Raw genomic sequence first — 25758 nt, forward strand, 5'->3', positions numbered from 1 at the left:
ATACGAATGTTGTTGTTTAATTGTTTCACAACTTTTTTATTATACTAATTTATTTTCAACAAAATTTATTGTTAAGGATTGTGATTACTTATGGCCCCACGTGAACAGTGGACATCAAAAATAGGATTCATTCTTGCTGCGGCGGGTAGCGCCATTGGACTTGGTGCGATTTGGAAGTTTCCTTATATGGCAGGTACAAACGGTGGAAGTGTGTTTGTTTTATTATTCATCATCAGCACTATCGCGATAGGGCTTCCAATATTACTTGCTGAGTTTGTCGTTGGAAGAATGGGGCAGGCCGATGCGGTTACATCACTTAAACGACTTGCGAAGGGTAAAAAGTGGTTTTTCCTCGGATGGTTGGGCTTCGCTTTTGCATTTATCGTTCTGTCTTTTTACAGCGTCGTAGGCGGATGGATTTTATCTTATTTAGTCAGAGCCCTTGCCTTAAATCTCAATGTTGTGGATCACAGTATTTTATTTGAATCCATCACGGCTAATCCTGTCGAAGTCTTACTTGCACAAGCCGTATTTATGCTCCTTACCATTTGGATTGTCCAAGGCGGCATAAAAGCGGGAATCGAAAGAGCAAGTACATGGATGATGCCACTTCTGTTTATTTTCTTTATCATTCTTGCCATTCGTTCTTTAACTTTAGAAGGCGCTATGGAAGGTGTTCGATTTTTATTTATACCTGACTGGTCCCTACTTACAGGTGAAACATTTATTCTTGCACTTGGTCAAGCATTTTTCTCCCTAAGCGTAGGAGTTACAGGCATGATGACATATGCTTCCTATTTACCAAAGGAAGAACGTTTAGGAAGCTCCGCCTTAAATGTTACGATTTTAAACATTATCATATCCATACTTGCAGGACTTGTTATATTTCCAGCCGTTTTCGCTCTGGGACATTCCCCGGCAGAAGGACCTGGATTGATTTTCGTTGTTCTTCCAGCTATATTCGGACAAATTCCTTTTGGAAATATATTTATGATTGTCTTCTTTATATTAATGCTCTTTGCAACACTAACTTCTTCGATATCCATGTTGGAAATTGTTGTTTCAACTGGAATTCGGGCAAAGTATGATCGCCGGAAACGAGCAGCATGGGTTTTCGGAATTTTAATTTTCATTATTGGTATTCCTAGTGCCTTATCATTTGGTGTACTTTCAGAAGTGACTATTTTTGGAGGAACAATCTTTGACTTTGCAGACCTGATTACTAGTAGGATTGGAATGCCAATTGGCGCACTTTTAATTTCACTATTTGCTGGGTTTGTCCTAACAAAAGCACAAACCAGCGAAGAACTCGATATGCACCCTAAGTTAACTATACTTTGGAGATTTCTGATTCGGTTCGCAGCTCCTATCGCTATACTAATAATTTTTGGTACTTGGATCTTTGAAGTTATTAATTAAATAATTTTTTTATTATTTATAATTCAATTTAGTCATAAAAAAGGCATACTAAGGATTTTCCTTGAGTATGCCTTTTTTTATTTTGTTAAACGATGCTTTTCGCTTCATACTTAACTGCTAAAAGCTTATAAGAGACTTGCACACAATTCTCTATAGGTATCCATAACTCATGAGAATGTTCATAAATTTCCCGGATACGTTTTGCAAGATCGGTCGGATCGTCTAGACTGTGTAATTCCAAAACAACATCAGCAATTTCAAGTGCATTTGCTTTTTTGCCTTCGTTAAATGGATCCCAATTTTCAAGAATTGCAATTGCTTTTTTATCCATTCCAATTGTATACATCAACTTCACCTAGTTTTTCTTTTAATAGTTATATGATAACATAAGAGAATAAAAAGGAAAGAAGGGATAGTTTTGAAACGATTTGAAAATGTTATTGATAGACGAAATACACGCTCTATTAAGTGGGGTAATATGGAAGCAGTTTTCGGAATTAAAGACGCTTCAGATGTTTTACCTATGTGGGTAGCAGACATGGATTTCGCCGCTCCTGAACCGGTAATAAATGCAATGAAAGAATGTCTAGATCATGGTGTTTTTGGTTATTCATACATATGTGAAGAATGTAAAGATGCGGTACGTAATTGGCTAGCCGAACGGCACGGTTGGAATGTTGAAAACAACTGGATGTTATTCCATCAAGGTGTTGTTCCCGCAATCGCTTCTGTTATCGAAACCTTTACTTCTAAAAATGATGCAATACTTATTACAACACCCGTTTACCCACCGTTTTTCCAAATTCCCGAAAGAATGCAAAGAACAATTGTTGAATGTGAGATGACTGAAACTGACAATACGTACTCAATTAATTTCGTTGAATTCGAGAAAGCTTTGCAAAAAAATGTGAAACTCTTCATATTATGTAATCCTCATAATCCAGGCGGGATAGTTTGGAAAGAAGAAGAACTTAGACAAATTCTAGAACTTTGTGCAAAATATAATGTTCTCATTTTGTCTGATGAAATACATGCGGATTTGGTCTTTCCTGGAAATAAGCACATTTCCCTCGGGGCTATTGCCGGCAAAGAATCAGATCGGATAATCACTTGTGTTGCACCAACTAAAACATTTAACTTAGCGGGTGTCCAAGCATCAATCATGATTGCAACAAATACAGAAGTTAGAGAGAAACTCGAACAAAATTCAATGGCTCACGGTCAAATGTCACTAAGCCCGTTTGCAGCCGCCGCTTTAAAAGCTGCCTATAATGAAGGCGGACCATGGCTTGAAAATTTGTTAGAAGTTATTTCTTCAAATATGGACTATTGTATAAGCGAAATAATGAAATCCGTACCCGGTGTCAAAATCGAGAAACCTGGTGGAACGTACTTACTTTGGATCGACTACCGCGGAACTGGTCTAACAGAGGTAGAAGTGATGGATAAGCTCTTAAATAAAGGGAAACTTGCACTAGAACCAGGTACAAAATACGGTGAATCAGGTCGCGGTTTTCTCCGCATGAATGTTGCAACTTCACGCTCAGTAGTTGAAGATGGCGTAAAACGCTTTATACATGCATTAACAGATTAATTCTTAAAGAAAAACAGCATTCTCAGAGTTGAGAATGCTGTTTTTCTTTTTCTTTTTCTTCTTGACGTTCAAGTAAAATTCGGTTTTCCATTTCTTTTGTTTCTAATTCCTGCTTCTTCGAATATCGTAAAATCCACCTAAACGTTAATATCAATAAAATACCAAAGAATACCATAGATATAAACGCCGGTATATATTCTGATTTATCTTCTGGAAAGTAAAGGAACGGCATCAATAGAACGTTCAATTACGTTCACTTCCTCACTTTAAATATTTCACAAGGCTTGTGTTATTTTTGGATAATTTCAATTGATTCAATTGAAATATCTTCTACAGGCTTGTCTTGACGACCTTTTTTCACTGCTGCCATTTTATCAACAACATCCATGCCTTCGATGACGTGACCAAATACTGTATGTTTGTGATCCAAATGTGGTGTTCCGCCAAGTTCTTCGTATGCAGCACAGACTTCTACAGGGAAACCTGCTTTTTCAAGCTGTTTAGCTGTTCCTTTTGGCAGACTTGATGCCTGAACGATAAAGAACTGGCTACCATTTGTTCCAGGTCCCGCATTTGCCATTGAAAGTGCTCCGCGCAAATTGAATGCTTTTGTAGAAAATTCATCTTCAAATGAATCCCCATAAATACTTTCTCCACCCATACCAGTTCCTGTAGGGTCGCCACCTTGAATCATAAAGTCTTCAATAATACGGTGGAAGATAATTCCATCATAATAACCATTTTCAGCATGTGTCAAAAAGTTTTTCACTGTTTTAGGTGCAATTTCCGGGAACAGTTTAAATTTAATTGGACCCATAGTTGTGTTCATAACGATAAGTGCTTCATTTGCTGCAACTTCTTTTGTAAGTTGTGGATACATATTTGTTGCCTCCTTGTTTTTAATTTAGTTTATTTTGTTGGATTTTGTAAAACTTCAATAGATTCGATTACTACATCCGTAACAGGGCGAGTATTTTCAGCTTCTACTTTAGCGATTTTATCCACGATGTCCATTCCTTCGACAACTTGTCCGAACACTGTATGCATATGATCTAAATGTGGTGTACCACCCAATTCAATATACGCATCTTTAACAGTGGCTGAATATTTGAGGTCTTTTTCCTGGTTAAGTGAAGCATCCTCTACATCATTTTTTTGTACGATGAAAAACTGGCTACCATTTGTTTTGGGACCTGCATTTGCCATCGATAGGGCTCCGCGAAAATGAAATGCTTTTTCGGAAAATTCATCTTCAAACATTCCGCCGAAAACACTTTCACCGCCACCGCCTGTACCTGTTGGATCTCCACCTTGAATCATAAATTCATCCATTACACGGTGGAAAATGATGCCATCATAGTACCCATTTTCAGCATGTGTTAAAAAGTTCTCAACAGCTTTGGGTGCAATTCCTGGAAATAGTTTAATCTTTATTGACCCTAACGTCGTGTTCATGATAACGAGTGCCTCATTATCTGCAACTTCCGTCGTCAGCTGTGGATAGTCAATATTTCCCTCTTCAACATCACTCGCGTTCGTATCTTCCGCTTGATCTTGATTGGTGGTTTCGTCCTTCTCTGTAGTCTTTCCATCTTCTGCTCCTTTACCGCAAGCAGTAAGAATAACAAGAAAAAGGACTGTTAGTAGCGAGAATAGTATTTTTCTCATGATTATTCACCCCGATTTAGTTTAACATATCACTTTCTTAATTTCGATAAATAAGCACGTTTCTTCCTTCGGCAACCGAACTGATTTATACTAAGATTAGTGCATGGCTTTAGAAAGAAGGTTTACTAATGGATGTTGACAAACGCAATTTTATTATAATTTGGATTTGCAACTTCCTTGTTGCCGGAACGACCACAATGATTATGCCCTTTTTATCATTATACATAGAGACATTCGGTGATCACTCTCCTGCTTACGTTCAAAAGTGGTCTGGGTTAATTTTCGGTGCTACGTTTATCTCTGCGTTCCTTATGTCTCCAATATGGGGTCGGATTGCCGATAAGCATGGTTTTAAACCAATCTTACTTATTAATGGATTTGGTATTGCGACTTCCATCTTTTTAATGGGATTTGTTCATTCAGTTGAGGCATTTTTCATTTTAAGACTCTTAATGGGCGTTGTAACTGGATTTATTCCTACATCTCTTGCTTTTATTTCAGCACACACTGCAAAAAGCGAAGCCGGTAAAATGCTAGGTACTTTGCAAATGGGCAGTGTGACCGGTATGTTATTCGGACCGATTTTTGGCGGTTTACTTGCCGATGCATTTGGATTTAAGTACACATTCATCATTACAGCAATCTCAATTACACTTGCTGCATTTATAATCCTTTTTGCTTTAAAAGAACAAATCATTGTAAAAAGCACAAAACTAGTTAGGTATTCGCGAAAAGCTATTTTGAGGGGCCTATTGCATCACCGCCTTATGCTTAATGTAATGATTGTTACCACACTTATTCAAATCGGTAACTTCAGCGTACAACCTTTACTATCGCTTTATGTTTCTGAACTAACCGATTCTAATGACGTTGCCTTTCTTGCAGGTGTAACTTTTAGTGCAGCGGGTCTAGGAAATCTTCTTTTTGCCCGAAAGTGGGGCCAACTAGGAGATGATTTGGGATATGAAAAGGTATTATCGATTCTTCTTCTACTCTCTTTTATATTTATTATTCCACAAGCATTTGTCACAGAACTTTGGCAACTCATTCTTTGTCGCCTATTATTTGGTATAGCCGTCGGAGGAATGATTCCTATTACAACGGCACTTGTTCGAAGAGAAGCCCCCATCCAAATTCAAGGAGAAGTAATGGGCTACAATACGAGTTTCCGCTTTCTCGGAAATATTATCGGTCCGATTTTCGGAGGTATCGTAAGTGGTTTTATTGGTATCTCTTCTGTTTTCATCGTTACAGCGTCTCTATTCCTAGTTGGATTTGCAGTCCTTTATTACGCAAGAAAAAAACCTGTACAGGACTTTGAGGATTATCTCGCCTCAGTCGACCAAAATGGAAAGGCCTGATTACTTCTAATTTACAATTCAGCACACTCAATCTCATAAGAGTGTGCTATTCTTTTATCAAGAAATGGTGGGACTGGAGGCTAGTTATTGAGACAATTAGTTGGTTATTTTATTATCATAATGGCATTCCCGATTCTATTCTTTGTTCAAAAATCAATTGTCTCTGAAATTAATAACAGTAATTCTTTTAAAAATTATATTCTTGATTCCATCGAACTTTCTACTCCTGAATTCGACGTTCCAATTGTAATGAAAGACCGAAATGGCATACCTTTTTTAGAAGAATATATTGAATGGAGGGAACCACTACTCCTAGTTGAAATCCCATATTTTGCACGTCAACTATTTTTACTAAGTGAGGATAATGGTTTTTACGAGCATAAAGGATATGATGTAACCGCAATTGCACGCGCATTTATAGCAAATACTAAGACGGATAATCTTTCACAAGGTGGTTCCACGATTACACAGCAACTTGTGCGAATGCGCTTTTTATCAACAGATAAAACATATGAACGAAAAGTAACCGAACTTTTCTATGCAGCAGAACTTGAAAAACAATCTAACAAAGACGAGATCCTTGAAATGTATTTGAATGAAATGTATTTTGGTAATCAGGTTTACGGAATTGGTGCGGCCGCTACATATTATTTCTCCCGCCCTTTAACCGAATTGAATGAAGCAGAAATTGCATTCATATCTGCAATCCCGAATAACCCTGCCCGGTATGATCCGATTGTCCACTTCGAGCAAACAAAAAAAAGACAAGAACTTCTTTTGGATACACTTGTTAGAAATGAAGTTATGTCCGTAGATGAAGCAAACGTCCTAAAATCAACATCGATTGATTTGGTCATTAAAAAGAAGTTAAATGAATTTCCTACATATTCTACATACATCCTTTCAGAGCTCAAGCAATTAATTGGGAATATAGATGGTTTTACAAAAAAGATAATTGAAGCAACGTCTATAGAAGAAAAAGTACGCATTGAGGGGTTATTTAACGACCATATTAAGAACGTTTTATCTTCTGGTATTATTGTTGAGACTGCACTTGAACCGAGTAAACAAAGGAAGGATGAACAAGCAATTACTAGGTTATTAAAACCAGTCGGGCTACAAGCTGGTGCGGCTGTAATCGATAATGATACTAGGGAAATCATTAGCTTGTACGGCGGGAAAGATTATCAGAAGGCAGATTTCAACAGAGCATATCAAGCCTTTAGACAACCAGGTTCCGCCATCAAACCACTTCTTGTATATGCACCTTTCTTTGAAAGTGGTGGACCTTCATATACTGAAAACATGATTGTTAGCGGTGGAAAACTATGTATTGGGACATACTGTCCAATAAATTACGGCGGATATGTTTACGGGAACGTTACAATAAAAGAAGCATTCCGTCTAAGCCATAATACCGCAGCCGTTAGGGTTTTCGATGGAGTTGGAATTGAGGAAGCATTTTCTTTCCTTGAACCTTTCGAATTCCAATCCATTACTAAAGAAGATGAGGTTTATCCGGCTGCACTTGGTGGATTTACAAAAGGTGTTACTCCGCTGGAACTAGCTGGTGCTTATTCGGGTTTTATTGACGGGATGTATATACCTGTTAGGGGAATTCGATCTGTAAAAGATAAAAATAATACTATTCTTTATGAGTGGAATGAGGAGAAAATTGAAGTATGGTCACCAACAACGACGACTATTATTCGTGATTTGCTAAAGGACGTTGTAGTAAATGGAACAGGGCGTGGCATTTCTTATATGAACCCATATACAGGGGCTAAGACTGGAACGACTAACTCTGATAAAGATTTGTGGGTTGCCGGAATGAATGAGCAATACACTACAGCAGTTTGGGTGGGATATGACCAACCACAATCGATGTCCGAATTAAGTAAACAAAAAATCCATTTGCAAATGTTCTCCACACTGTTGCGTGAATAACTACTCAGTCTGCCGAATTCAGATAAATGGTAAGCTGGCAATTACCCCATTATACAATCTAAGTAATATGTAGATTACAATTGAAATAAATGCACTCCAAATTGTAAATTCAAAAACAATCAGCCCCATTGTGTTTACCATTGTCATGAATTTACTTAGTTTAAATACGAGATAAATAAAATATATCAATGTAGTTAATATGAAAATGGCAACTAATACTTTCAGTGAATGTATCCCACCAGCTGAAATTAGCGCTCCAAAAAAATATATAATGTTTCCGCTGCGTCCTTCACTATAGGACTTTCCATCAATATCTTTCGAAAAAAACAACATCGCCGTTTCATGAATTGTTTCTGCAATTAATTTTAGTGCGGAAAAAACCATGAAAAATAACAATGTGTAAATAACAAGTAAAAAAACACGTAACTGCATATCCGTTAAAAACTCACGCATCCCTGCATATAAACCTATACTTTTAAATAATTCAACGGACACACTTACAATATGAACGCCAAATGTTAAGCTAAAAAGAAGGATTGTAACAAAAGGTAAATAACCAAATATGTATGGATTCTTCATTTCACACCTCAAAAAGGAAAGTAGTTTGCTTTCTCTATAATATAAGAAGAGACTTGATTTTAGCAACAAGAACAGAAAATCGTTCATGCAAAATGAAACTGTTTGCGTTATACTTTTAAACGATACAAAGAATATTGATTTACTCATCTGGAAGGAGGATTCCTTTGGAATTCGTATTGCTCATTTTTTTACCCATACTAGCTGCATTTTTCGTACCAATGCTTTTCAAAAGAATTAAAGTCATACATACAGGTTGGTTTGTGCTTTTTGTTCCACTAACTTTATTTATTTATTATATTGGGTACATCGGGATTACGATGAATGGCGGAACTGCCGTTTCAGAACTCTCATGGATTCCTTCACTTGGCATCTCATTTGTATCCTATATAGACGGACTTAGCCTTCTTTTCACTTTACTAATAACAGGTATTGGTGCACTCGTTGTTCTATACTCTATTTTCTATCTGGATAAGAATCGAGAAAAGCTAAATAACTTTTATGTCTATCTTCTTATTTTTATGAGTGCAATGTTAGGTGTTGTTCAGTCAGATAATGTGATATCACTTTATCTGTTTTGGGAACTGACTTCCATTTCATCTTTCTTACTTATTGGTTATTGGAACACAAGAGATCGTTCTCGATTTGGTGCATTGAAATCGATGATGATCACAGTTTTCGGCGGATTAATGATGCTTGGGGGATTTGTTCTCCTCTCAATTATGGGCGGTACATATTCGATTCGTGAACTTATTGCGAATTCATCTACATTTATTGGACATGAGTTTTTTATATTGGCACTCGTTCTAATTCTAATTGGTGCATTTACAAAATCAGCGCAATTTCCTTTCTATATTTGGTTGCCTGATGCAATGGAGGCACCTACCCCTGTCAGTGCATATTTGCACTCAGCCACAATGGTTAAAGCAGGACTTTACTTAGTAGCAAGACTTACACCATTATTTGCCGTTTCGGAAGTATGGGTGTGGCTTGTTACAGGGATAGGATTATTGACTTTGTTTTGGGGATCCGTCTTTGCTGTTAAGCAAACCGACCTAAAAGCAATTCTAGCTTTTTCTACGGTCAGCCAACTAGGTCTAATCATGTCACTTCTTGGTGCAGGTGCAATCGCTTACCATTCGGATGATCCGATATTTAAATTTGCGATATTCGCGGCAATTTTCCACCTAATAAATCATGCTGTATTCAAAGGTAGCCTATTCATGATTGCAGGTATTGTCGACCATGAAACAGGCACAAGAGATATTCGGAAACTTGGCGGTTTGATGAGTATTATGCCAATAAGCTTTACCGTAGCTTTTATTGGTTCAATGTCAATGGCAGGCTTACCTCCATTTGGCGGATTTCTAAGTAAAGAGCTATTCCTACAATCCATGCTCGCAATTCGCTCATTTGATTTATTCAACTTTGGGACTTGGGGAATTCTATTTCCAATAATTGCTTGGATTGCAAGCGTATTCACGTTTATTTATAGTTTTTACTTTGTTGTTAAGACATTTATGGGCAAGAAGAAAAAAGAGGCTCTTCCGATAACACCACATGAGGCTCCTTTAGGAATGCTAATTGCTCCTGTTATTCTTGCATCCCTTGTTGTCGCAATCTTCTTTATTCCGAATTTAGTTGGTAAATTGCTTGTGAAACCTGCTGTAGTTGCGATTCAATCTGGTTTATACAAACATCCATCTGAAGTAGATATTCACGTTTCAGCTTGGCATGGATTTGATTCACCTGAATTATGGATGACAATTACATTGATTGCGGTAGGAACTATTTTGTTCATAACAATGGCAAGATGGAAAAACCTTTACGATATTCAACCACACTATTTCTCGTTAAATGCCCTATATGATTCTGTTATGGTACTTAGCGAAAGTGGCATGAATAAATTATCACGTTTTTATATGACGGGACTCATTCGATCGTATTTAATTTATATGTTCGTTTTCATAGTTTCCATTACAACCGCTACGTTGTTCATTCGAGATGCTTTTAAACTGGATATGAGCAGCATGGCTCCTATAAGTGTTTTTGGTGTTATGACTGCTTTCATTTTGGTTAGTGCAGTGTGCATGATACTATTTGCAAAAACGAGATTGGCAGCGATTATCGCACTTGGTGCAGTTGGCTATTCTGTTGCTCTATTCTTTATCATCTTTAAAGCACCAGACCTTGCACTCACACAACTTGTAATCGAAACCGTTTCTGTAGCCTTGTTTTTATTGGCTTTTCAGCGTCTACCTAAACTTAAAGATCATGGCGAATCGAAAGGCTTGCGTGTAGGAAACCTTATTGTTGCTGCGGCTGTTGGAATAACAGTAACTTTAGTCGCCCTATCTGCACACTCACAAAAATTCATCCCTTCAATATCTCGATACTATAAAGAGACGGTAGCAACAGAAGCTGGAGGAGGAAATATAGTCAACGTTATCCTTGTTGACTACCGTGGATTCGATACATTATTTGAAATTGCGGTACTTGCTATTGCGGGAATTGGTGTTATTGCTATGATTCGTTTACGACAAAACAGGAAGGAGAATACGAATGAAAACAAATGATGTCATTTTACAGACGACAACTAAAGTCGTATTCTTCATTATTTTCATGTTCTCAATTCATATTTTCTTTGTAGGACACTATACACCTGGTGGCGGTTTTGTTGGGGGACTGTTAACTTCAAGTGCACTTATTCTACTTTTGCTTGCATTTGACTTAAAAACTGTCCAAAAAACACTTCCTTTTAACTTTACGATTGTTACGGCCATCGGTTTAGTACTTGCGCTTGGAACAGCTTCAGCTTCAATATTCTTTAATGTGCCATTCTTTACACATGCTTTTGATGATTTTACTTTGCCTTTGTTTGGTGAAACTTCACTGCATACTGCAATGATTTTTGATGCGGGTGTTTACCTAGTTGTAGTAGGTGCAACTCTTACTATTATTCAATCGATTGGGGGAGATGCATAATGGAACTCGTTATGGCGATTGTCATTGGCATTTTATTCATGGCTGCAGTGTACTTAATACTTTCAAGAAGCATTTTGAAAATCATTCTGGGAACAGGTCTCCTAAGCCACGGTGCCCATCTCCTAATTTTGACGATGGGCGGACTAGGTGGAATGGCGCCCCCGGTAATCACAGAGGGTGTGACGGATTACGTAGATCCGCTTCCACAGGCACTCATACTAACAGCAATCGTTATAAGCTTTGGTGTGACTGCGTTTATTCTTGTCCTTGCATACCGGACCTATAGTGAACATCAAACAGACAATATGAATCTTATGAGGGGAAATGACGAGCATGATTAATCTACTATTATTCCCGATCTTACTACCATTTCTTTTCGGTATCATACTTCTTTTCTTTAAAGAAAATGTAGTGATACAGCGCTCCCTAACTTTAATAGGTTTACTCTTGAGTTTAATTGCTTCGTGCGTTCTAATTACAAAAGTAAAAGTGGATGGCATTCAAGCCATAACTCTTGGTAGTTGGCCGGCACCATTCGGTATTTCAATGGTCTCGGACATGCTATCTGCTATGCTTGTCACGAGTTCTATTCTTATAACACTATTTGTCGTAATTTATAGCTTTACTGCGATTGGAAAAGAACGCGAGCGTTTCTTCTATTACCCAGCCATATTGTTTATGTTAACCGGTATTAACGGAGCATTTACGACAGGTGATATATTCAATATGTTTGTTTTCTTTGAAGTTTTATTAATAGCTTCTTACGTACTAATTGTTCTCGGTGGTGAAAAAAGACAACTTCAAGAATCTATTAAGTACATACTTGTTAACGTTATCTCATCTGCGTTATTTGTTATTACCGTTGCCTACTTATATTCTGTCGTCGGAACACTGAATATGGCTGATATCTCAGTGAAAATTTCGGAAATCGGTAATACTGGAATTATTACCGTAATAGCCGTTCTATTTCTCATTGTATTCGGTGTGAAAGGAGCAATATTCCCGCTTTATTTTTGGCTTCCGGGATCTTACTCAGCACCTCCAATACCTGTTCTAGCTTTATTTGGGGCATTGCTGACTAAAGTTGGAGTATATGCAATAACTCGAACGTATACACTTTTCTTCATCCATGATATTGGATTTACTCACCAGCTTTTAATGGTGATATCTGTCCTTACAATCATTGCTGGTTGTATCGGCGCTTTAGCCTACTTCGATGTAAAACAAATTATTATTTACAATATTATTATAGCGGTTGGCGTAATATTGTTTGGTATTTCACAAATGAATGAGGCAGGTATTTCAGGTGCCCTCTTCTATCTCATCCATGACATGATTATCAAAGGTGCCTTGTTCCTACTTATAGGCATTATCATAGCAATTACAGGAACTTCAAACTTACGCAAAATGGGTGGTCTTATGAAAACCCATGCACCACTTGGATGGATGTATTTAATAGCAGCGTTTGGACTTGCCGGAATACCACCTTTAAGTGGTTTTGTAGGTAAGTTGCTCATTGTTCAAGGTGCATTTGAAGCGGGCAATGTATGGGGGAGCATTGTTATTCTTGGTTCCAGCCTCATCGTCCTTTTATCTGTCATTCGTATTTTTGTGTATGCATTTTGGGGAGAGCCCGTTATACTGCCAAAATCTAATACAAGATCGTATAGACGGATGATGTTCCCCGCTGTCGCTCTAGTCGTACTATCAATTTTTTACGGTGTCGGTACCGAATGGCTTGTTCCTTATATGACGAAAGCAACAGACGTATTATTACAACCGTCTATCTATATTGATGCGGTTTTAAAGGAGTAGATGACAATGGCTTTTCAAATATTGTTGAACTTTTTCATCGCTCTAGTATGGATGTTCATGAGTTCTTCGATAAACCCAACGACATTTGTAATAGGATACTTAATTGGGTTTCTTTTAATATTTATGATGAGACGTTTTTTTAAAGACAGAATATATACCGTGAGACTATGGGCGGCATTTAAACTCATGTTACTTTTTTTCCGGGAACTTACATTATCAAATATATCCGTACTTCTTTTAGTTATTAAGCCGAAGCTTAATATCAAACCAATGATTTTCGCATTGCCTACTGAGCTTGAACATGACTGGGAAATTACATTACTTTCAAGTTTAATAACATTGACACCTGGAACGATTGTTATAAATGTTTCGGATGATCAAAACACTTTATACATTCACGCGATTCATGTGGATGATGTAGATGAAGCAATCGACTCCATTAAAAACACGTTTGAAAAAGCCATCAAAGAGGTGAGTCGTAAATGATGACATTTATATGGATATCATTAGTAATCGTTATCCTTTCAATAGCCGGTCTGCTCTACCGCGTATGGCGTGGTCCATCTATTCCCGATCGGCTTATCGCATTGGATGGGATTGGTGTAATGATAATATCTGCTACCGCTTTACTATCCTTTCTATTTCAGACCAAGTTTTTTATAGAAGTAATTTTACTCATTGCTATTTTGTCTTTTATCGGGACTGTTGCATTCTCCAAATTTATTGAGAAAGGGGAGATTATTGAGCATGATCGTAATCGCTAATATTTTAACCATCATTACAATCTCTGTAGGCGTTATTTTTACGGTCGTGACAACAATTGGCGTCCTTCGCCTACCAGATGTGTATACACGAGCACACGCAGCCTCCAAGAGCGCTACACTTGGAGTACTCAGCATTCTACTTGGTGTTTTCATTCACTATTGGTTTGTGGAAGGACATTTTAGTGTGAAACTCATTCTTGGAATCGTCTTTTTATTTGTTACTGCACCAATTGGTGGCCATCTAATGAGTAGGGCGGCTTATATGTCTGGAGTAAAACCTACATCTTTGACAGTCGGCGATGATCTAGCACCTTTACTAAAACAGGCACTACTCGATAATCCAAAACACCCAAAAAGTGAAAAATAAAAAAAGCATGGCTCCCGTTAATTCGGACGCCATGCTTTTTATTTTTTAATATGGTCTATAGTAATTGTTTGGTGGATAGCCATATGGTGGGTAGTATTGTGGATATCCATATGGATAGCCATATGGATAATAGGGATATCCAGGGTATACGGGATAACCGCTATAACTCTCTCCTGGGAATAGAGCTGAACCGAGTAAACCTCCAGCTAACCCTCCAAGAAATGGCCCACCAAATCCAAAACCATCAAATCCAAAACCTCGACCAAAACCACCATCACGTCTACCACCAGAACTACCGCGGCCATGATAACTTCTAGGCATATACATCCCCCTTCTCACTTATTCTATTCATAAGTCTGAATGAGAAAGGGGGCAGTAGCCCATCCCTTTTATATGTCTGTTTCAGCCATTCGTTCAATCATAGTCGCAAGTGTTCGCACCATTACTCCCGTAGCACCTTTTGGTCCAAGATCATGCGCCGCCGTAGCATCAGACGTTCCAGCAATATCTAAGTGAATCCAAGGTGTATCCCCAACAAATTCACCGACAAAGCCTCCGCCAAAGATTGCATGCCCATCGCGGCCTGGTGAGTTATTTAAATCCGCGACATCACTTTTTCTCAATCTCTTTTTATCATTTTCCGTTAACGGAAGTCTCCAAACAAATTCTCCAGTTTCAACAGCTGCCTGCATGAATTCTTCGAAGAATTCCTCGTTGTTTGTAAGCGCACCTGTCTTGTCCATACCGAGTGCGACGATAACTCCACCTGTAAGTGTCGCAACGTCAACTAGATAGTCTGCACCGCATTGTAACGCATAAGTAACCGCATCCGCAAGGACTAGACGACCTTCTGCATCGGTATTTAATACTTCAATCGTTTTTCCACTTAGTGAAGTAATAACATCATCGGGTTTGAAAGCTTCACCAGATACCATATTATCGGTTGATGCAATAACTGCTACTACGTTTTTAGCAGGACGTAATTCCCCTATTATATTCATGGCACCTAAAACTGCTGCTGCCCCTCCCATATCGCCTTTCATGCCTACCATACCGTCTTTAGGTTTTAATGAATAACCACCTGTATCATACGTTATTCCTTTACCAACAAGACCGACTACATCTTTCCATTCATCCGTTCCTGAATACTTCATTACAATTAACTTTGGTTCTTCTACGGATCCTTTATTGACTGCCAGAATAGCACCCATTCCAAGCTCTTCCATTTCCTTTTTACCAAGTATTTCAATTTCAAAATCATGTTTCGTTGCAAGCTCTTGTGCATAGTTCGCCATTTCTGTCGCAGTTAGAATATTAGGTGGCATATTTACAAGGTTTCGTGCTTCATTAACCGAATATGCATTTACTTCCCCTACTTCGAATGCTGCCTTTAATTCATCATTATTTGCTGATGATAAAAAAGTTACTGTTTCAAGTTCAACAGTACGTATATTCGAATCTGTATGATAACCTTCAAACTTGTATGCCCCAAGTGTGAGCCCTTCAGCCGAAGTAAAAACAACATCCTCACAAACAAGTTTTTCATTTTTAAATGGAGCTGTCCAAATTGCTGCAGAAGTTACTCTCATGCTAGCCAGTTCTTTACCTACAGCCGCAAAGACTTCACGTAAACGATTTTCATTCAAAGATTTTTTTGCACCCAGCCCAACGAATAGAATACGCTTATAACCGCTTTCTTTCATCGACGGTACATTTACAATCTTTTTAAAATCCGTTTTAATGTCTCCCGATTTTAACCAAACTGGAATTCGCGTGCTGAATGATGCAACGAACTCATCCCATCCTTCAACATTTTCCGGATGCTCCGGTACGCCAACAACAAACACATCTGCTTCAATATTAAAAAAGTCTAGTTCTTTTATAAGTGGCTTCATATAAATCCCTCCATTTTTATGTACATTCCTTAGTATATACCAAATTTTCAACCTTTTGAAAGAAATATTCCTCGGTTTGGCTGTATCTACTTTGAAAAAGATACCGTTGTGGTATACTAAAAACATTATTTATTTATTTGAAAAGGAGTGTTCAGCATAGCTATTCTTTACAACACACCGCTCCTTGCGGCATTACTTGCAATTGTTTTTGCTCAGTTAATAAAAATCCCGATTCAATACTTTATAAGAGGCAAACTCGACTGGAAACTTATGACTTCGACTGGAAGTATGCCAAGTTCTCATTCAGCAGCTGTGACGTCTTTGGCAACTGCAATTGCATATGAACTTGGATTTGACTCACCAATTTTTGCACTCGCTGCTATTTTTGCTGTAATCACTATGTTTGATGCAACGGGGGTACGATTCCAGGCTGGTCAGCAAGCAGTTATTATCAATCAAATGCGTATCGACTTTCAAACATTCGTTCAAGAAGCAAAAGGTTGGCAACAAAAGGATGACCAAGAAAAACTTCAAGAACTCAAAACATTGCTTGGACATAAACCGAGTGAAGTATTTGTTGGAGCAGTTACCGGCGTCCTAATATCAGTCATCATTTATTCATTCTTCAAATAAAAACAGTGTGTTTAAGCCATTATGCTTAAACACACTGTTTTTTTAAAACATTTGATAACCTTGTTTTCTAAGTATTTTCATGACGATTCCAGACAAGATTGCTCCAAAGAGGCCCGCCAATAATATAACGATATCCACTGTATGCAGTCGCATTATCTTTTCTCCTAAAAGTTCAAAAGCATATGAGGGCTTTGTTACGTACTCAAATGCCTTCACTTCATCAATAATAAATATAACGATGAATGGGTAGATAATTGCCATAAGCCACGTCATTCTTAACAACATATTTAATAAAAATCCAATTCCGAAAAAAATAACGATAAAGATTAATATCGATATCATAAATTGAGGCAAAGGAATTGATCCTGCCATTAAAATTGTTCCAGTCAATATGATAACCTCCATTTTACATTCATCATTTTACAGTAAGGCACGAAACCTTTCAATCAATTACTCCTAGGCAAAATTGATTGAAACCTATTGTCGAAATGTAGATTTGCGGTTTATCAAATTGACTTCGACAAGCTCTTCCGTCAACGGCAGCATTTCAACCTTTCTTTAAATACAAAAAAACGCCTACCCACAGTAAAAGGTAAACGTTTAGTATACAACTTATTTTAGTACATTGAATTTACCTTTTTTCATAACAAGACCCAATCCACCAATTAAGAATAGTGCACGGTTATCAACCATTTTCTTCATGAAGGACGCTTTTTTACCTGTTATTTTCTTACCAAATGCAACACCAATAGCATCATCATCACCAAGAGAGCAAATGCTACCTTTTAAATCTGGTACAAATGCTGATGTTGGTTCGCCTTTAAGAAGTGCAATAATGTTATTCGCACACATATCACCTTGTTGCATTGCAATTTGTGCCGTTGGTGGGTACGGACGGTTTACTTCTTCGTTAATCATTAGAGCACAGTCACCAACGATAAATACATCATCAAGTCCTGGTGCACGAAGATCTTTCTCTACTTTCACACGAGCACGCATGTTTTCGATGCCAGACTCTTCAATTAGACGATTTCCACGAACCCCAGCAGCCCAAATAACCGTTCCAGCTTTGATGAATTCAAACTCTTCTTCACCTTTTTTAATATTTACGCCTTCAGGAGTTGCTTCAACAACCGGGGTTCCGATAGAGAATTCGATTCCTTTAGCATTAAGTTGTCTAACTGCGTAATCAACTAGTTCTGTATCGAATCCTGGTAGAACCATTGGAGCAGCTTCTACACAAAGGACACGAACTTTTTCAAATGGAACATCAAATTCTTCACACAATTCTGGAACACGGTTTCCAAGTTCTCCAAGAAGTTCAATTCCAGAGAATCCTGCTCCACCGACAACAATTGTTAAACGACTGTCATCTTTTTCTTCTTCAACAGACCAAGTCGCAAATTGATATTCAATATGCTCACGAATTTGACGGGCAGATTTCACGTTCGCCATCGCTAATGCATATTTATCAAGCCCAGGAATACCAAATGTTTCTCCTTCAAAACCAAGTCCAACAACAAGGTAATCGTATGTATGCGTCCCAACATTTGTTGTTACAACTTTACCTTTTACATCTATTGCTTCTACAGTAGCTTGTATAAACTTAACTTTGGGTTCACTAATTACATTTTTAATATCATAGCGAACTTGTTCAGCAGACAAAGTTCCTGCAGCAGCTTCATGAAGCCACGTAGATTCATAGTGATACTCATTTTTATTTATAAGAATAATGTCAGCATCGTCTGCGCCAAGTGATTTTTGCAAGTTAACAACTGTTGACAAACCGCCGTATCCCGCACCTAAAACTAGTATTGTCTTTCTTTTCACTAAGATCGAAACCACCTTTAATTTTCATTGTACCTGGAAAAGATATAAGCGGTATAACCGAAAATATACATAATCCTGGCCTTTGTAAGTTTTAAAAAAACTTTCTATACCTAATAGTAGCCCTTTTGATACGCTATATCAATACTATATGTAAAATAGAATTTTTCAAAAGTTTCTATTCCATATACTGCTTCATAAATCCAAGCAAGTAATAGCCCTTCTAATAAGTTTATTAGAAGGGCTAAGTGTTTAACAATCTGCTGGTGCACCAACCTTTTTCGCTGTTCTGAATGAAGTTCCACAACCACACGAAAGAATCGCGTTGGGATTTTCTATAGTAAATCCGCCTCCCATGAGAGACTCTTTATAATCAACTTGAGTTCCTTCAAGTACATCTACATCTTCTTTGGCAACTATAATTTGTAATCCATGTTGGTTTAACAATATATCTGTTTCGGATTGTACAGGCTCAAATCCTAATCCATAAGTTAATCCACTACAGCCGCCACCATTTACAGCGACACGCAGAAGGGATCCTTCTTCACCATTATGACGCATCATTTCTTTCACATGAAATGCTGCAGCTTCTGAAATTTCAACAACTTGAACCATTCATGCTCACCCGCCCCTTGAATTTCTTTTATTATATCAGTGTATTCATCACTTTCGCAATCAAAATCACTCATCTCCTAAGTATTTTGAGTTATACTATATATTGAGTTGCGTAAGGAGGTGTCTTATGGAAATAAGTCCGTTTTATGAAAAAAGTATGACTTGTATTAATTGTCTTCATAAGTATAAAACAATTAAAGTCCGTTCTAGATTTGTTCGCGTTTCTGCACATGAATCAGACTTTAAACCCGTATACTTAGACCCACTTGTGAATCCACTTTACTATAATGTTGCTGTGTGCCCACAATGTGGCTTTTCATTTTCAGATGACTTCTCGCCTTATTTTGCTCCTGGAACGAAGGATGTTATTAATAAACAGATAACCGCAAAATGGAATGCTAGATCTTTTGGCGATGAGCGAAATGCACTTGAAGCAATCGAAACATATAAACTTTCTTACTTAAGTGCACTATTTAAAAAAGAGAAGTCAATTTCAATTGCAGGCATTACACTGAGAATCGGTTGGCTTTATCGTGATGAAAATAATTCAGTTGAAGAAATACGTTTTTTAACAATTGCACGAAATTATTACAATACTTCTTATACAGAAGGAGATTTTGTAGGTACCCAGATGTCTGAAACACGAGTGCTTTATATGATAGCTGAGTTATCTCGTAGAATAGGCGATGAAAAGCAGGCAATAAAAGGTTTTTCAAATGTAATTGAATCGCAGCGACAGACTGCCGAGCCAAAATTAATAGATATGGCAAAAGATAGATGGCAAGAAATGCGTGAGGAGAAAGAAAAAAGGACCCTATTCTAGGCCCTCTTGAAAGTATATTGAATACTGTTACTTAGAAAACTTGTTCTACTTCTACAACACCTGGAACTTCTTCAAGAAGTGCACGTTCAATTCCTGCTTTTAAAGTGATTGTAGAGCTTGGGCATGTTCCACATGCTCCAAGAAGGCGAAGTTTTACGATTCCATTCTCTATATCTACAAGCTCACAGTCGCCTCCATCGCGAAGTAAAAATGGACGTAATTTATTTAGTACTTCCTGTACTGGTTCATTCATCATTTCATCTGTCATTATTTTCGACCCCTTTCTTTAATAGTAATTATAAACTGGAAACAAGAAAAAATCCATCTTTGTAAACGAAAGGAGTTATTTAAATGAGTAAAAACAATATTTTAGTAGAAATTTATGGTGCAGATATCATTTGTGCAAGTTGTGTTAACTCACCTTCTTCAAAGGACACGTACGAATGGTTGCAAGCCGCAATCGGAAGAAAGTATCCAAATCAACCATACACAATCAAATACATTGATATTGAATCCTCAATTACTGATGAGAGAGAAAAGGGCATTGCACAACAAATATTGGACGATGAATACTTTTTCCCCCTTGTTATGATTGACGGTAAAATGATTGGAGAAGGTCACATATCACTTAAACCTATTTTTTCCGAATTTGACAAACAAGGTTATGTTTCAACCAGTAATACAAATTAATAATAAAAATCTGTAATTGCAAGTATCTTGCAATTACAGATTTTTTTGATTATTAACCGTTATGCCATTTATAAGAGGGTTGGTTTTAGCTGTGTTGCGATTGGTCGAGAACCGTCATCACAAACAGGTTTCATCGTATCGAAAAATCTTTAGTTTGAAGGTTAATTAAGAACTATCGAGGGCACTTTGTGATAATTCGTGTGATATTTTCAAGCCGCATGTTGGGGTGGAACATTATATAGAAGAAACTCGAAAATAAAACGACCATCCATATTATCTGGATTGGTCGTTTTGTTTAATCTACACCAACAATATTGTTAATGTTTATCCTCACGCTATCGTGATTAGCGCTTAATTGCAGAAACCCCGTTTGCGAATCCGCACTGGTAATTACTCCACTAATTTTTTCAATTCTTTTTTGGTGGAATACTGTGATTTCGACTTCGTTATTATGTTCCATCGCTTCTCCTATTTTATCACTAATTTCTAGGAAGTCTTCTTCCGTTAATTTCGGACCCATTACTCCACCCTTTTTTGATGTTGATGGTTTTGGAAATGCTGTCATTTTTATCATCCTTTCAGTTTTTTAATTTCCCACCATTGCAAAATAAACATCCATTAATTCTTCAGTTCTGTTTCGTAATCGGACATTTAAGTAACGTCGATGGTCCTCGTATCCAACGTTATAAAAAGCATATTCGGTAAATGTGCCGTCATTTTTTCCTTTGATGACTTTCATGTTGTTTCGCCGCATATAGATATTTGATTCTTTTTGTTCTATTCTCACTAATTCTAGTGCTCCGTCGATCAGTTTAAGATACGGGCCTTTTAGTTTAAATGGTCCTTTTTCAATTGAATCTCTGTCTCTTTCTAAAATTAAGATTAGCAATGGGAAGTAAATAGCGTTTTCGAAATGCGGCATAGCCTCAACAGATATCAAAGGCATTAGATCACCATACTTTCTTTCCGGATGACAGGAACAAGTGCTAAAACGTTATCAATTATAAATGTTCGTCTGGATTTCCTTAGAAAACAGTATGCACGGAAAGAGTTATCCCCTACTTGTATCACCTTGATTCGCCTCTTGCTTATAGATCCGTCTTTTGCCATGTACATCATATCTAGAGATTGGCTATACTCCACGGACTTCATTAATTGATTACGCACACTCGTTCCCCCCTTGTTATTAGTATATAGAATGAGTGTTCGTATTGCAACCAAATAAAAAACCTTCACACAATAAGTGCGAAGGTAATTAGTTAGCAATTGATTTCATTTTATAGTTCAGTTTTAAAAGAGGATCTTTTTCTAAGAGGTGAATACTTAATTTATCATGTGATAAGGCTCTAGTTATTTGCGAAAACAAATCTTGGCAAACATCTCTCCTACTCGTAGTTAATAAATCCAAATGAATTGATATGCCTTTAACTGCAAACATTTTGTCGCAATCGATCAGGGATTTCTTCTTAAAAGGGTTCCTTTGCAGATTAGCATCCTCCACAACCCGATAAAATGGTTCACTGTTCGCCATTAAGTGATAAGGTTTCTTCGTTTGGCTTTTAACAAACCTTATCCCATTATCATTCTCCATGCAAACGTACATATGTGTGCTGACTGCCAATTCAGAATCTATATACGGAAATGGTATCCTCATCGTTACTACGTCTTTTTCTTTAATCAATTAGCAACACCCCATCATCAGATAATGAAACAAAAACAGGATTATACAAATCTGGATTTTCAGCCAAATCAATGAATATACTTTCCTGATCGTCTGTAAGTTTCACCATATCTTCTTTAGAAATCAGGAAGTTTTTCTTGCCAACAGATACGACCTCTACCTTTTCGATTAACTCTAACGGGTACATCTCTTTTAGAGTTCCTAACAATTTAAAATCAGCTTCAGTAAAGTCAGATTCACTCATCGGAATTTGTTTGTAGCCTTTTTTTATTTGTTCTTCTTTCACTTTCCACGGACTGAATTCATGAGTTAGATCAGATAGCTCATCTTCATTTAATATCTTTACTATGAAACCTGCAAGCTTTGCACGTTCATCATTTACGGTATCACTAACTCCTATAGACGATAGAGTAGACACGAAAAGTTCACTTCGATGCTGATAATCACCGAAAACATCACTGTATACTGGACCGTTTAAGTAAGCTCGTAAATAGGTGAAATCAGCAATCTCACCATCTAGCTTAGTAAATGATTCGTAAAAAAATATAAATTTTTGCAATTTTAAATGACGAGAAAACTCTTTGATTTGGTTCCGCTCCAACCAACTCGATAACTCTAGCTTGTGTTTATTACTGTTAAGCATCATGCTAACCATCTCCCTCTGCATGTAATGTTTATGCTACACGTTATTTAATATTATTCAAGATAATAATACTTTAGTAACAAAACCTTCTTAGAGTTTGATTCTACATCCGAGAGGATAAACCTCTAAATTATGACAAATAAAAAAGACGACCGCTCAATTAAGAGTAGTCGCTTTTTACTTATTGAATCGGAACAAAGTATTCAATTTTCCTTACGCTCGGTTTTTCATCCGGAACAGCAAGTTCCATCCATTGTACATAAGTCTTCCATCTTTCCATCGCCTTTTCTTGAGTAAGTTCCTGAACCGCGAATTCATTGTCTCCGTATGTAATTAAGTATATGTCACCATTCAGTCCACACAAGTCACAGATCGGATCTTCTTCATCTTCGATAATCATAAATATTTCATCTTCGTCAAATGATACTCCACATTTCAGACATTTCATTGTTCATCCCCCTCTATCGACTTGTTTCGACGAAGAGGGAATGAAGACCTTCTTTCAAATAAAAAAGGCGACTTACTCAAATTAGTGAGTAGTCGCCTTTTACATTACGCTTCCTTAACATACACAACCCAGCCAAATTCTTTTTTCAACCTTATTGCCGCTTTTTCCGCATCCGCTTTCGTAGCGAATGTACCTGTCATCAATCTGTATTTAGCCAACTTAGTGTCCTCTTTTTTGGGTGTATTTGTCGCTCCGAGTACCGCTATAGTTGCAACACCCGCAACGCCATCTGCAACAAGTTTGTTTTGAATTTGATACGCTTTAACCGCCTTTTCGGTCGCTGGACCAAATACTCCATCGGCCTTAATGAGATGTCCCTTTTTCACAAGTAAATCTTGCATATTTTTAACATTCGGGCCTTTGTCGCCATTTTTTAAAGCAACCTCTAAAGGCAGGTACATCATCGTATCTACTGCATTTCGATTATCCGAGAACCTTTGATTGAGATGTAGCTCAAAGTGTAAGTGCTGACCGGTGGAGTTGCCCGTGTTGCCCATAGCTCCAACACTTGTGCCCTGTGATACTACTTGTCCAGCACGCACCGCAACACTAGATAGATGAGCGTAAACTGTTACAAACTCACCTTCTTTTAGGTTGTGCTCGATGAATACCACTCTTCCGAATCCGTCTGTTTCAGTACTTCTAGCTAATATTACTTTGCCGTTTGCAACTGCACGAATTGGGACAGTTCCTGTTTTAGCAAAATCAGTACCTACATGGTCCCGCCTAATTTTACCGCCGACCGGATCTAATCTTCCTTTTTGAAATCTCGAAGTGATCGCACCATCACATGGTCGTATAAACATTATTTATCACCCTTTTCAATCACAGTTTTTCCGCCTGAATAAAAACCACTTGCTGCTAACCCCATAATTAAACCGGTAAGGATCCCCGCTTTTAAATCATGCGGAAAGATATAAAAGATACCTCCGACAACGCCCAAAATGAGGGACGCAATCGGTAATATCTTTTTCGGTACTTCCAAGTATTTGAGAAACTCCACCAGGGCAAAAATTATTGCGATTAATAGTACGTCTGTATATTCCATCTAAATCATCCTCCTATAATTAATTTTTCTACTAATAAATATAAAAAACTACCTCCGCCAACTAAGGCAAAAAGTAGTTTCCAGCCATTTGATAAGTTTATTCTTTTTTTGACGAAGAACTCATCAACCATACGATTATTTATGATGTTCAGCATATCTTTTTGTTCTTTGTTTCCTTCTTTAATGGCCTCTTCAACTTTATCCATTTTTGTTGATATGCCTGTAATTGTGACTTCTAACATTGTTATTCGGTTTTCATGATTCTGCCAAATTGGCATAGTGTCTAAGTTGTTAGTCATCGCAACCTCCTGTTTTTTGATAAATAAAAAGAACGCCCGATTTGGACGTTCTCCTTGAACCAAATATCTTTTATATGCTTCATGCTTCTTATCTAGTTCTAACCACCATTTACTTCACCATTATGCACATTTGGTGATTCCGCTTCTTCAGTATTTGAGAAGAATATGAGAAAAGAGACTAAAACAAACAACAAATTGAATGATAAGAAAAGTAAAGTAATAGCTATCCAAAAAGAATTCGTTATTCTTAAAACACTGTTTCCAAGAGTCTCATTAGCCATCATGACCTGGTATACAATTGTTGCTGATACCGTTAGAAAACCACTTATTAAAGAAGCGCTAGCAACAACTAAAAATTCCTTTCTATATTCTTTATCATTCATAAGTTCCTTTACTACAGGAGTATTGAAAATTGATGCAAACACACTTAAGCAGGCACCGTAAAAACCTAAACTAATTGATGATAAAAGCAATATTCCTTCTAAAGCTTTTTCAATTCCTGTGATTTTATGCAAAGGTAAATAAAAATAAGAAAAAATACCGGATAACAATGAAACTAAAATCGTAATAAATAAGTATTTATACGAGAAGTTCATTCGT

Annotated in this window: 35 protein-coding genes; 14 read left to right on the forward strand and 21 right to left on the reverse strand. The window is 37.3% G+C overall.

Translation table 11 applies throughout. From position 1 onward, the window contains the following. Positions 1-90: 90 nt before the first annotated feature. Positions 91-1419 (forward strand): sodium-dependent transporter, encoded by a 1329-nt coding sequence (locus ACP8HH_RS13585; RefSeq protein ID WP_438312141.1) that lies wholly within the window; start codon positions 91-93, stop codon positions 1417-1419. An 85-nt stretch (positions 1420-1504) separates the two neighbouring features. On the opposite strand, the gene ACP8HH_RS13590 is transcribed toward ACP8HH_RS13585, so the two are convergent. Next, positions 1505-1765 carry a DUF1871 family protein gene (locus ACP8HH_RS13590; protein ID WP_438312143.1) on the reverse strand — a complete coding sequence of 87 codons (261 nt, stop codon included), beginning with the start codon at positions 1763-1765 and terminating at the stop codon, positions 1505-1507. A gap of 72 nt (positions 1766-1837) precedes the next feature. Between ACP8HH_RS13590 and ACP8HH_RS13595 the strand changes: the two genes are divergently transcribed. Continuing rightward, positions 1838-3013, forward strand: coding sequence for a MalY/PatB family protein (locus tag ACP8HH_RS13595; RefSeq protein WP_438312145.1), 1176 nt, complete (start codon positions 1838-1840; stop codon positions 3011-3013). A 22-nt stretch (positions 3014-3035) separates the two neighbouring features. On the opposite strand, the gene ACP8HH_RS13600 is transcribed toward ACP8HH_RS13595, so the two are convergent. The 3 genes from ACP8HH_RS13600 to ACP8HH_RS13610 are packed head-to-tail and all read right to left on the reverse strand — an operon-like array spanning position 3036 to position 4681. Continuing rightward, complete coding sequence (locus tag ACP8HH_RS13600) at positions 3036-3260, reverse strand: hypothetical protein (RefSeq protein ID WP_438312148.1); 225 nt, start codon at positions 3258-3260, stop codon at positions 3036-3038. Positions 3261-3302: 42 nt separating this feature from the next. Then, on the reverse strand, positions 3303-3893 hold the full coding sequence (locus ACP8HH_RS13605) for a peptidylprolyl isomerase (protein WP_438312150.1): 591 nt from the start codon (positions 3891-3893) through the stop codon (positions 3303-3305). Between the two features lie 29 nt (positions 3894-3922). After that, positions 3923-4681 (reverse strand): peptidylprolyl isomerase, encoded by a 759-nt coding sequence (locus tag ACP8HH_RS13610; protein ID WP_438312152.1) that lies wholly within the window; start codon positions 4679-4681, stop codon positions 3923-3925. Positions 4682-4809: 128 nt separating this feature from the next. Here ACP8HH_RS13610 and ACP8HH_RS13615 point away from each other — a divergent pair, with 128 nt between their 5' ends. After that, the gene (locus ACP8HH_RS13615) at positions 4810-6042 is read left to right on the forward strand and encodes an MFS transporter (protein WP_438312154.1); all 1233 of its coding nucleotides are present in this window, start codon (positions 4810-4812) and stop codon (positions 6040-6042) included. An 87-nt stretch (positions 6043-6129) separates the two neighbouring features. Further along, positions 6130-7989: a transglycosylase domain-containing protein gene (locus ACP8HH_RS13620; protein ID WP_438312156.1), complete on the forward strand. Its 1860-nt coding sequence runs from the start codon at positions 6130-6132 to the stop codon at positions 7987-7989. 18 nt (positions 7990-8007) lie between these two features. Here ACP8HH_RS13620 and ACP8HH_RS13625 read toward each other — a convergent pair whose 3' ends face one another. Next, positions 8008-8568, reverse strand: coding sequence for a DUF5366 family protein (locus ACP8HH_RS13625; protein WP_438312158.1), 561 nt, complete (start codon positions 8566-8568; stop codon positions 8008-8010). Between the two features lie 164 nt (positions 8569-8732). Here ACP8HH_RS13625 and ACP8HH_RS13630 point away from each other — a divergent pair, with 164 nt between their 5' ends. Genes ACP8HH_RS13630 through mnhG form a run of 7 tightly spaced genes read left to right on the forward strand, consistent with a single transcriptional unit; the run spans position 8733 to position 14496 of the window. Next, positions 8733-11141, forward strand: coding sequence for a Na+/H+ antiporter subunit A (locus ACP8HH_RS13630; protein ID WP_438312160.1), 2409 nt, complete (start codon positions 8733-8735; stop codon positions 11139-11141). Next, on the forward strand, positions 11128-11550 hold the full coding sequence (locus ACP8HH_RS13635; protein ID WP_438312162.1) for a Na(+)/H(+) antiporter subunit B: 423 nt from the start codon (positions 11128-11130) through the stop codon (positions 11548-11550). Before ACP8HH_RS13630 ends, ACP8HH_RS13635 begins: the two co-directional genes overlap by 14 nt. Then, positions 11550-11891, forward strand: a complete 342-nt coding sequence (locus ACP8HH_RS13640) for a Na(+)/H(+) antiporter subunit C (RefSeq protein ID WP_438312164.1) — start codon at positions 11550-11552, stop codon at positions 11889-11891. The genes ACP8HH_RS13635 and ACP8HH_RS13640 overlap by 1 nt, the downstream gene beginning before the upstream one ends. Further along, positions 11884-13365, forward strand: coding sequence for a Na+/H+ antiporter subunit D (locus ACP8HH_RS13645; protein ID WP_438312167.1), 1482 nt, complete (start codon positions 11884-11886; stop codon positions 13363-13365). Before ACP8HH_RS13640 ends, ACP8HH_RS13645 begins: the two co-directional genes overlap by 8 nt. Before the next feature lie 6 nt (positions 13366-13371). Continuing rightward, positions 13372-13851 (forward strand): Na+/H+ antiporter subunit E, encoded by a 480-nt coding sequence (locus ACP8HH_RS13650; protein WP_438312169.1) that lies wholly within the window; start codon positions 13372-13374, stop codon positions 13849-13851. After that, the gene (locus ACP8HH_RS13655) at positions 13848-14129 is read left to right on the forward strand and encodes a Na(+)/H(+) antiporter subunit F1 (protein WP_438312171.1); all 282 of its coding nucleotides are present in this window, start codon (positions 13848-13850) and stop codon (positions 14127-14129) included. Before ACP8HH_RS13650 ends, ACP8HH_RS13655 begins: the two co-directional genes overlap by 4 nt. Next, a complete protein-coding gene (mnhG, locus tag ACP8HH_RS13660; protein WP_438319180.1) occupies positions 14113-14496 on the forward strand; it encodes a monovalent cation/H(+) antiporter subunit G in 384 nt (127 codons plus the stop codon). Before ACP8HH_RS13655 ends, mnhG begins: the two co-directional genes overlap by 17 nt. A 45-nt stretch (positions 14497-14541) precedes the next feature. Here mnhG and ACP8HH_RS13665 read toward each other — a convergent pair whose 3' ends face one another. Next, the gene (locus ACP8HH_RS13665; RefSeq protein WP_438312172.1) at positions 14542-14817 is read right to left on the reverse strand and encodes a hypothetical protein; all 276 of its coding nucleotides are present in this window, start codon (positions 14815-14817) and stop codon (positions 14542-14544) included. Between the two features lie 68 nt (positions 14818-14885). Further along, a complete protein-coding gene (locus ACP8HH_RS13670; RefSeq protein ID WP_438312175.1) occupies positions 14886-16391 on the reverse strand; it encodes a leucyl aminopeptidase in 1506 nt (501 codons plus the stop codon). Between the two features lie 156 nt (positions 16392-16547). Here ACP8HH_RS13670 and ACP8HH_RS13675 point away from each other — a divergent pair, with 156 nt between their 5' ends. Continuing rightward, positions 16548-17024 carry a divergent PAP2 family protein gene (locus ACP8HH_RS13675; protein WP_438319182.1) on the forward strand — a complete coding sequence of 159 codons (477 nt, stop codon included), beginning with the start codon at positions 16548-16550 and terminating at the stop codon, positions 17022-17024. A 42-nt stretch (positions 17025-17066) separates the two neighbouring features. On the opposite strand, the gene ACP8HH_RS13680 is transcribed toward ACP8HH_RS13675, so the two are convergent. The 3 genes from ACP8HH_RS13680 to ACP8HH_RS13690 form a co-directional block, all read right to left on the reverse strand. Then, on the reverse strand, positions 17067-17396 hold the full coding sequence (locus ACP8HH_RS13680; protein WP_438319183.1) for a YuiB family protein: 330 nt from the start codon (positions 17394-17396) through the stop codon (positions 17067-17069). 240 nt (positions 17397-17636) lie between these two features. Further along, positions 17637-18854 (reverse strand): NAD(P)/FAD-dependent oxidoreductase, encoded by a 1218-nt coding sequence (locus ACP8HH_RS13685; RefSeq protein ID WP_438312177.1) that lies wholly within the window; start codon positions 18852-18854, stop codon positions 17637-17639. Between the two features lie 249 nt (positions 18855-19103). Next, positions 19104-19466, reverse strand: coding sequence for a HesB/IscA family protein (locus tag ACP8HH_RS13690; RefSeq protein ID WP_438312179.1), 363 nt, complete (start codon positions 19464-19466; stop codon positions 19104-19106). A 127-nt stretch (positions 19467-19593) separates the two neighbouring features. Between ACP8HH_RS13690 and ACP8HH_RS13695 the strand changes: the two genes are divergently transcribed. Next, positions 19594-20289, forward strand: coding sequence for a DUF2225 domain-containing protein (locus ACP8HH_RS13695; RefSeq protein ID WP_438312180.1), 696 nt, complete (start codon positions 19594-19596; stop codon positions 20287-20289). A 31-nt stretch (positions 20290-20320) separates the two neighbouring features. Here the strand turns inward: ACP8HH_RS13695 and ACP8HH_RS13700 are convergent, their stop codons facing one another. Then, entirely contained in the window at positions 20321-20557 is a 237-nt protein-coding gene (locus ACP8HH_RS13700; protein WP_438312182.1) for a NifU family protein, read from the reverse strand. Between the two features lie 83 nt (positions 20558-20640). Between ACP8HH_RS13700 and ACP8HH_RS13705 the strand changes: the two genes are divergently transcribed. Then, a complete protein-coding gene (locus ACP8HH_RS13705) occupies positions 20641-20979 on the forward strand; it encodes a YuzD family protein (RefSeq protein WP_438312185.1) in 339 nt (112 codons plus the stop codon). Positions 20980-21274: 295 nt separating this feature from the next. On the opposite strand, the gene ACP8HH_RS13710 is transcribed toward ACP8HH_RS13705, so the two are convergent. The 10 genes from ACP8HH_RS13710 to ACP8HH_RS13755 form a co-directional block, all read right to left on the reverse strand. Then, positions 21275-21544, reverse strand: a complete 270-nt coding sequence (locus ACP8HH_RS13710; protein ID WP_438312186.1) for a YolD-like family protein — start codon at positions 21542-21544, stop codon at positions 21275-21277. A gap of 21 nt (positions 21545-21565) precedes the next feature. Continuing rightward, positions 21566-21925: a hypothetical protein gene (locus tag ACP8HH_RS13715; protein ID WP_438312188.1), complete on the reverse strand. Its 360-nt coding sequence runs from the start codon at positions 21923-21925 to the stop codon at positions 21566-21568. Beyond that, entirely contained in the window at positions 21925-22146 is a 222-nt protein-coding gene (locus ACP8HH_RS13720) for a transcriptional regulator (protein WP_438312190.1), read from the reverse strand. Before ACP8HH_RS13720 ends, ACP8HH_RS13715 begins: the two co-directional genes overlap by 1 nt. Positions 22147-22234: 88 nt before the next feature. Continuing rightward, positions 22235-22660 (reverse strand): hypothetical protein, encoded by a 426-nt coding sequence (locus ACP8HH_RS13725; RefSeq protein WP_438312192.1) that lies wholly within the window; start codon positions 22658-22660, stop codon positions 22235-22237. Beyond that, entirely contained in the window at positions 22653-23306 is a 654-nt protein-coding gene (locus ACP8HH_RS13730; protein WP_438312194.1) for a hypothetical protein, read from the reverse strand. The genes ACP8HH_RS13725 and ACP8HH_RS13730 overlap by 8 nt, the downstream gene beginning before the upstream one ends. 178 nt (positions 23307-23484) lie before the next feature. Then, positions 23485-23751, reverse strand: coding sequence for a hypothetical protein (locus ACP8HH_RS13735; RefSeq protein ID WP_438312197.1), 267 nt, complete (start codon positions 23749-23751; stop codon positions 23485-23487). 104 nt (positions 23752-23855) lie between these two features. After that, on the reverse strand, positions 23856-24617 hold the full coding sequence (locus tag ACP8HH_RS13740) for a peptidoglycan DD-metalloendopeptidase family protein (protein WP_438312198.1): 762 nt from the start codon (positions 24615-24617) through the stop codon (positions 23856-23858). Then, positions 24617-24859: a hypothetical protein gene (locus tag ACP8HH_RS13745; RefSeq protein WP_438312200.1), complete on the reverse strand. Its 243-nt coding sequence runs from the start codon at positions 24857-24859 to the stop codon at positions 24617-24619. The genes ACP8HH_RS13740 and ACP8HH_RS13745 overlap by 1 nt, the downstream gene beginning before the upstream one ends. 5 nt (positions 24860-24864) lie before the next feature. Continuing rightward, positions 24865-25221, reverse strand: a complete 357-nt coding sequence (locus tag ACP8HH_RS13750; protein ID WP_438312201.1) for a hypothetical protein — start codon at positions 25219-25221, stop codon at positions 24865-24867. Positions 25222-25256: 35 nt separating this feature from the next. Next, positions 25257-25754, reverse strand: a complete 498-nt coding sequence (locus ACP8HH_RS13755) for a hypothetical protein (RefSeq protein WP_438312203.1) — start codon at positions 25752-25754, stop codon at positions 25257-25259. Positions 25755-25758: the final 4 nt, after the last annotated feature.

The sequence above is a fragment of the Sporosarcina sp. FA9 genome, from assembly GCF_051550205.1.
Classification (GTDB): domain Bacteria; phylum Bacillota; class Bacilli; order Bacillales_A; family Planococcaceae; genus Sporosarcina.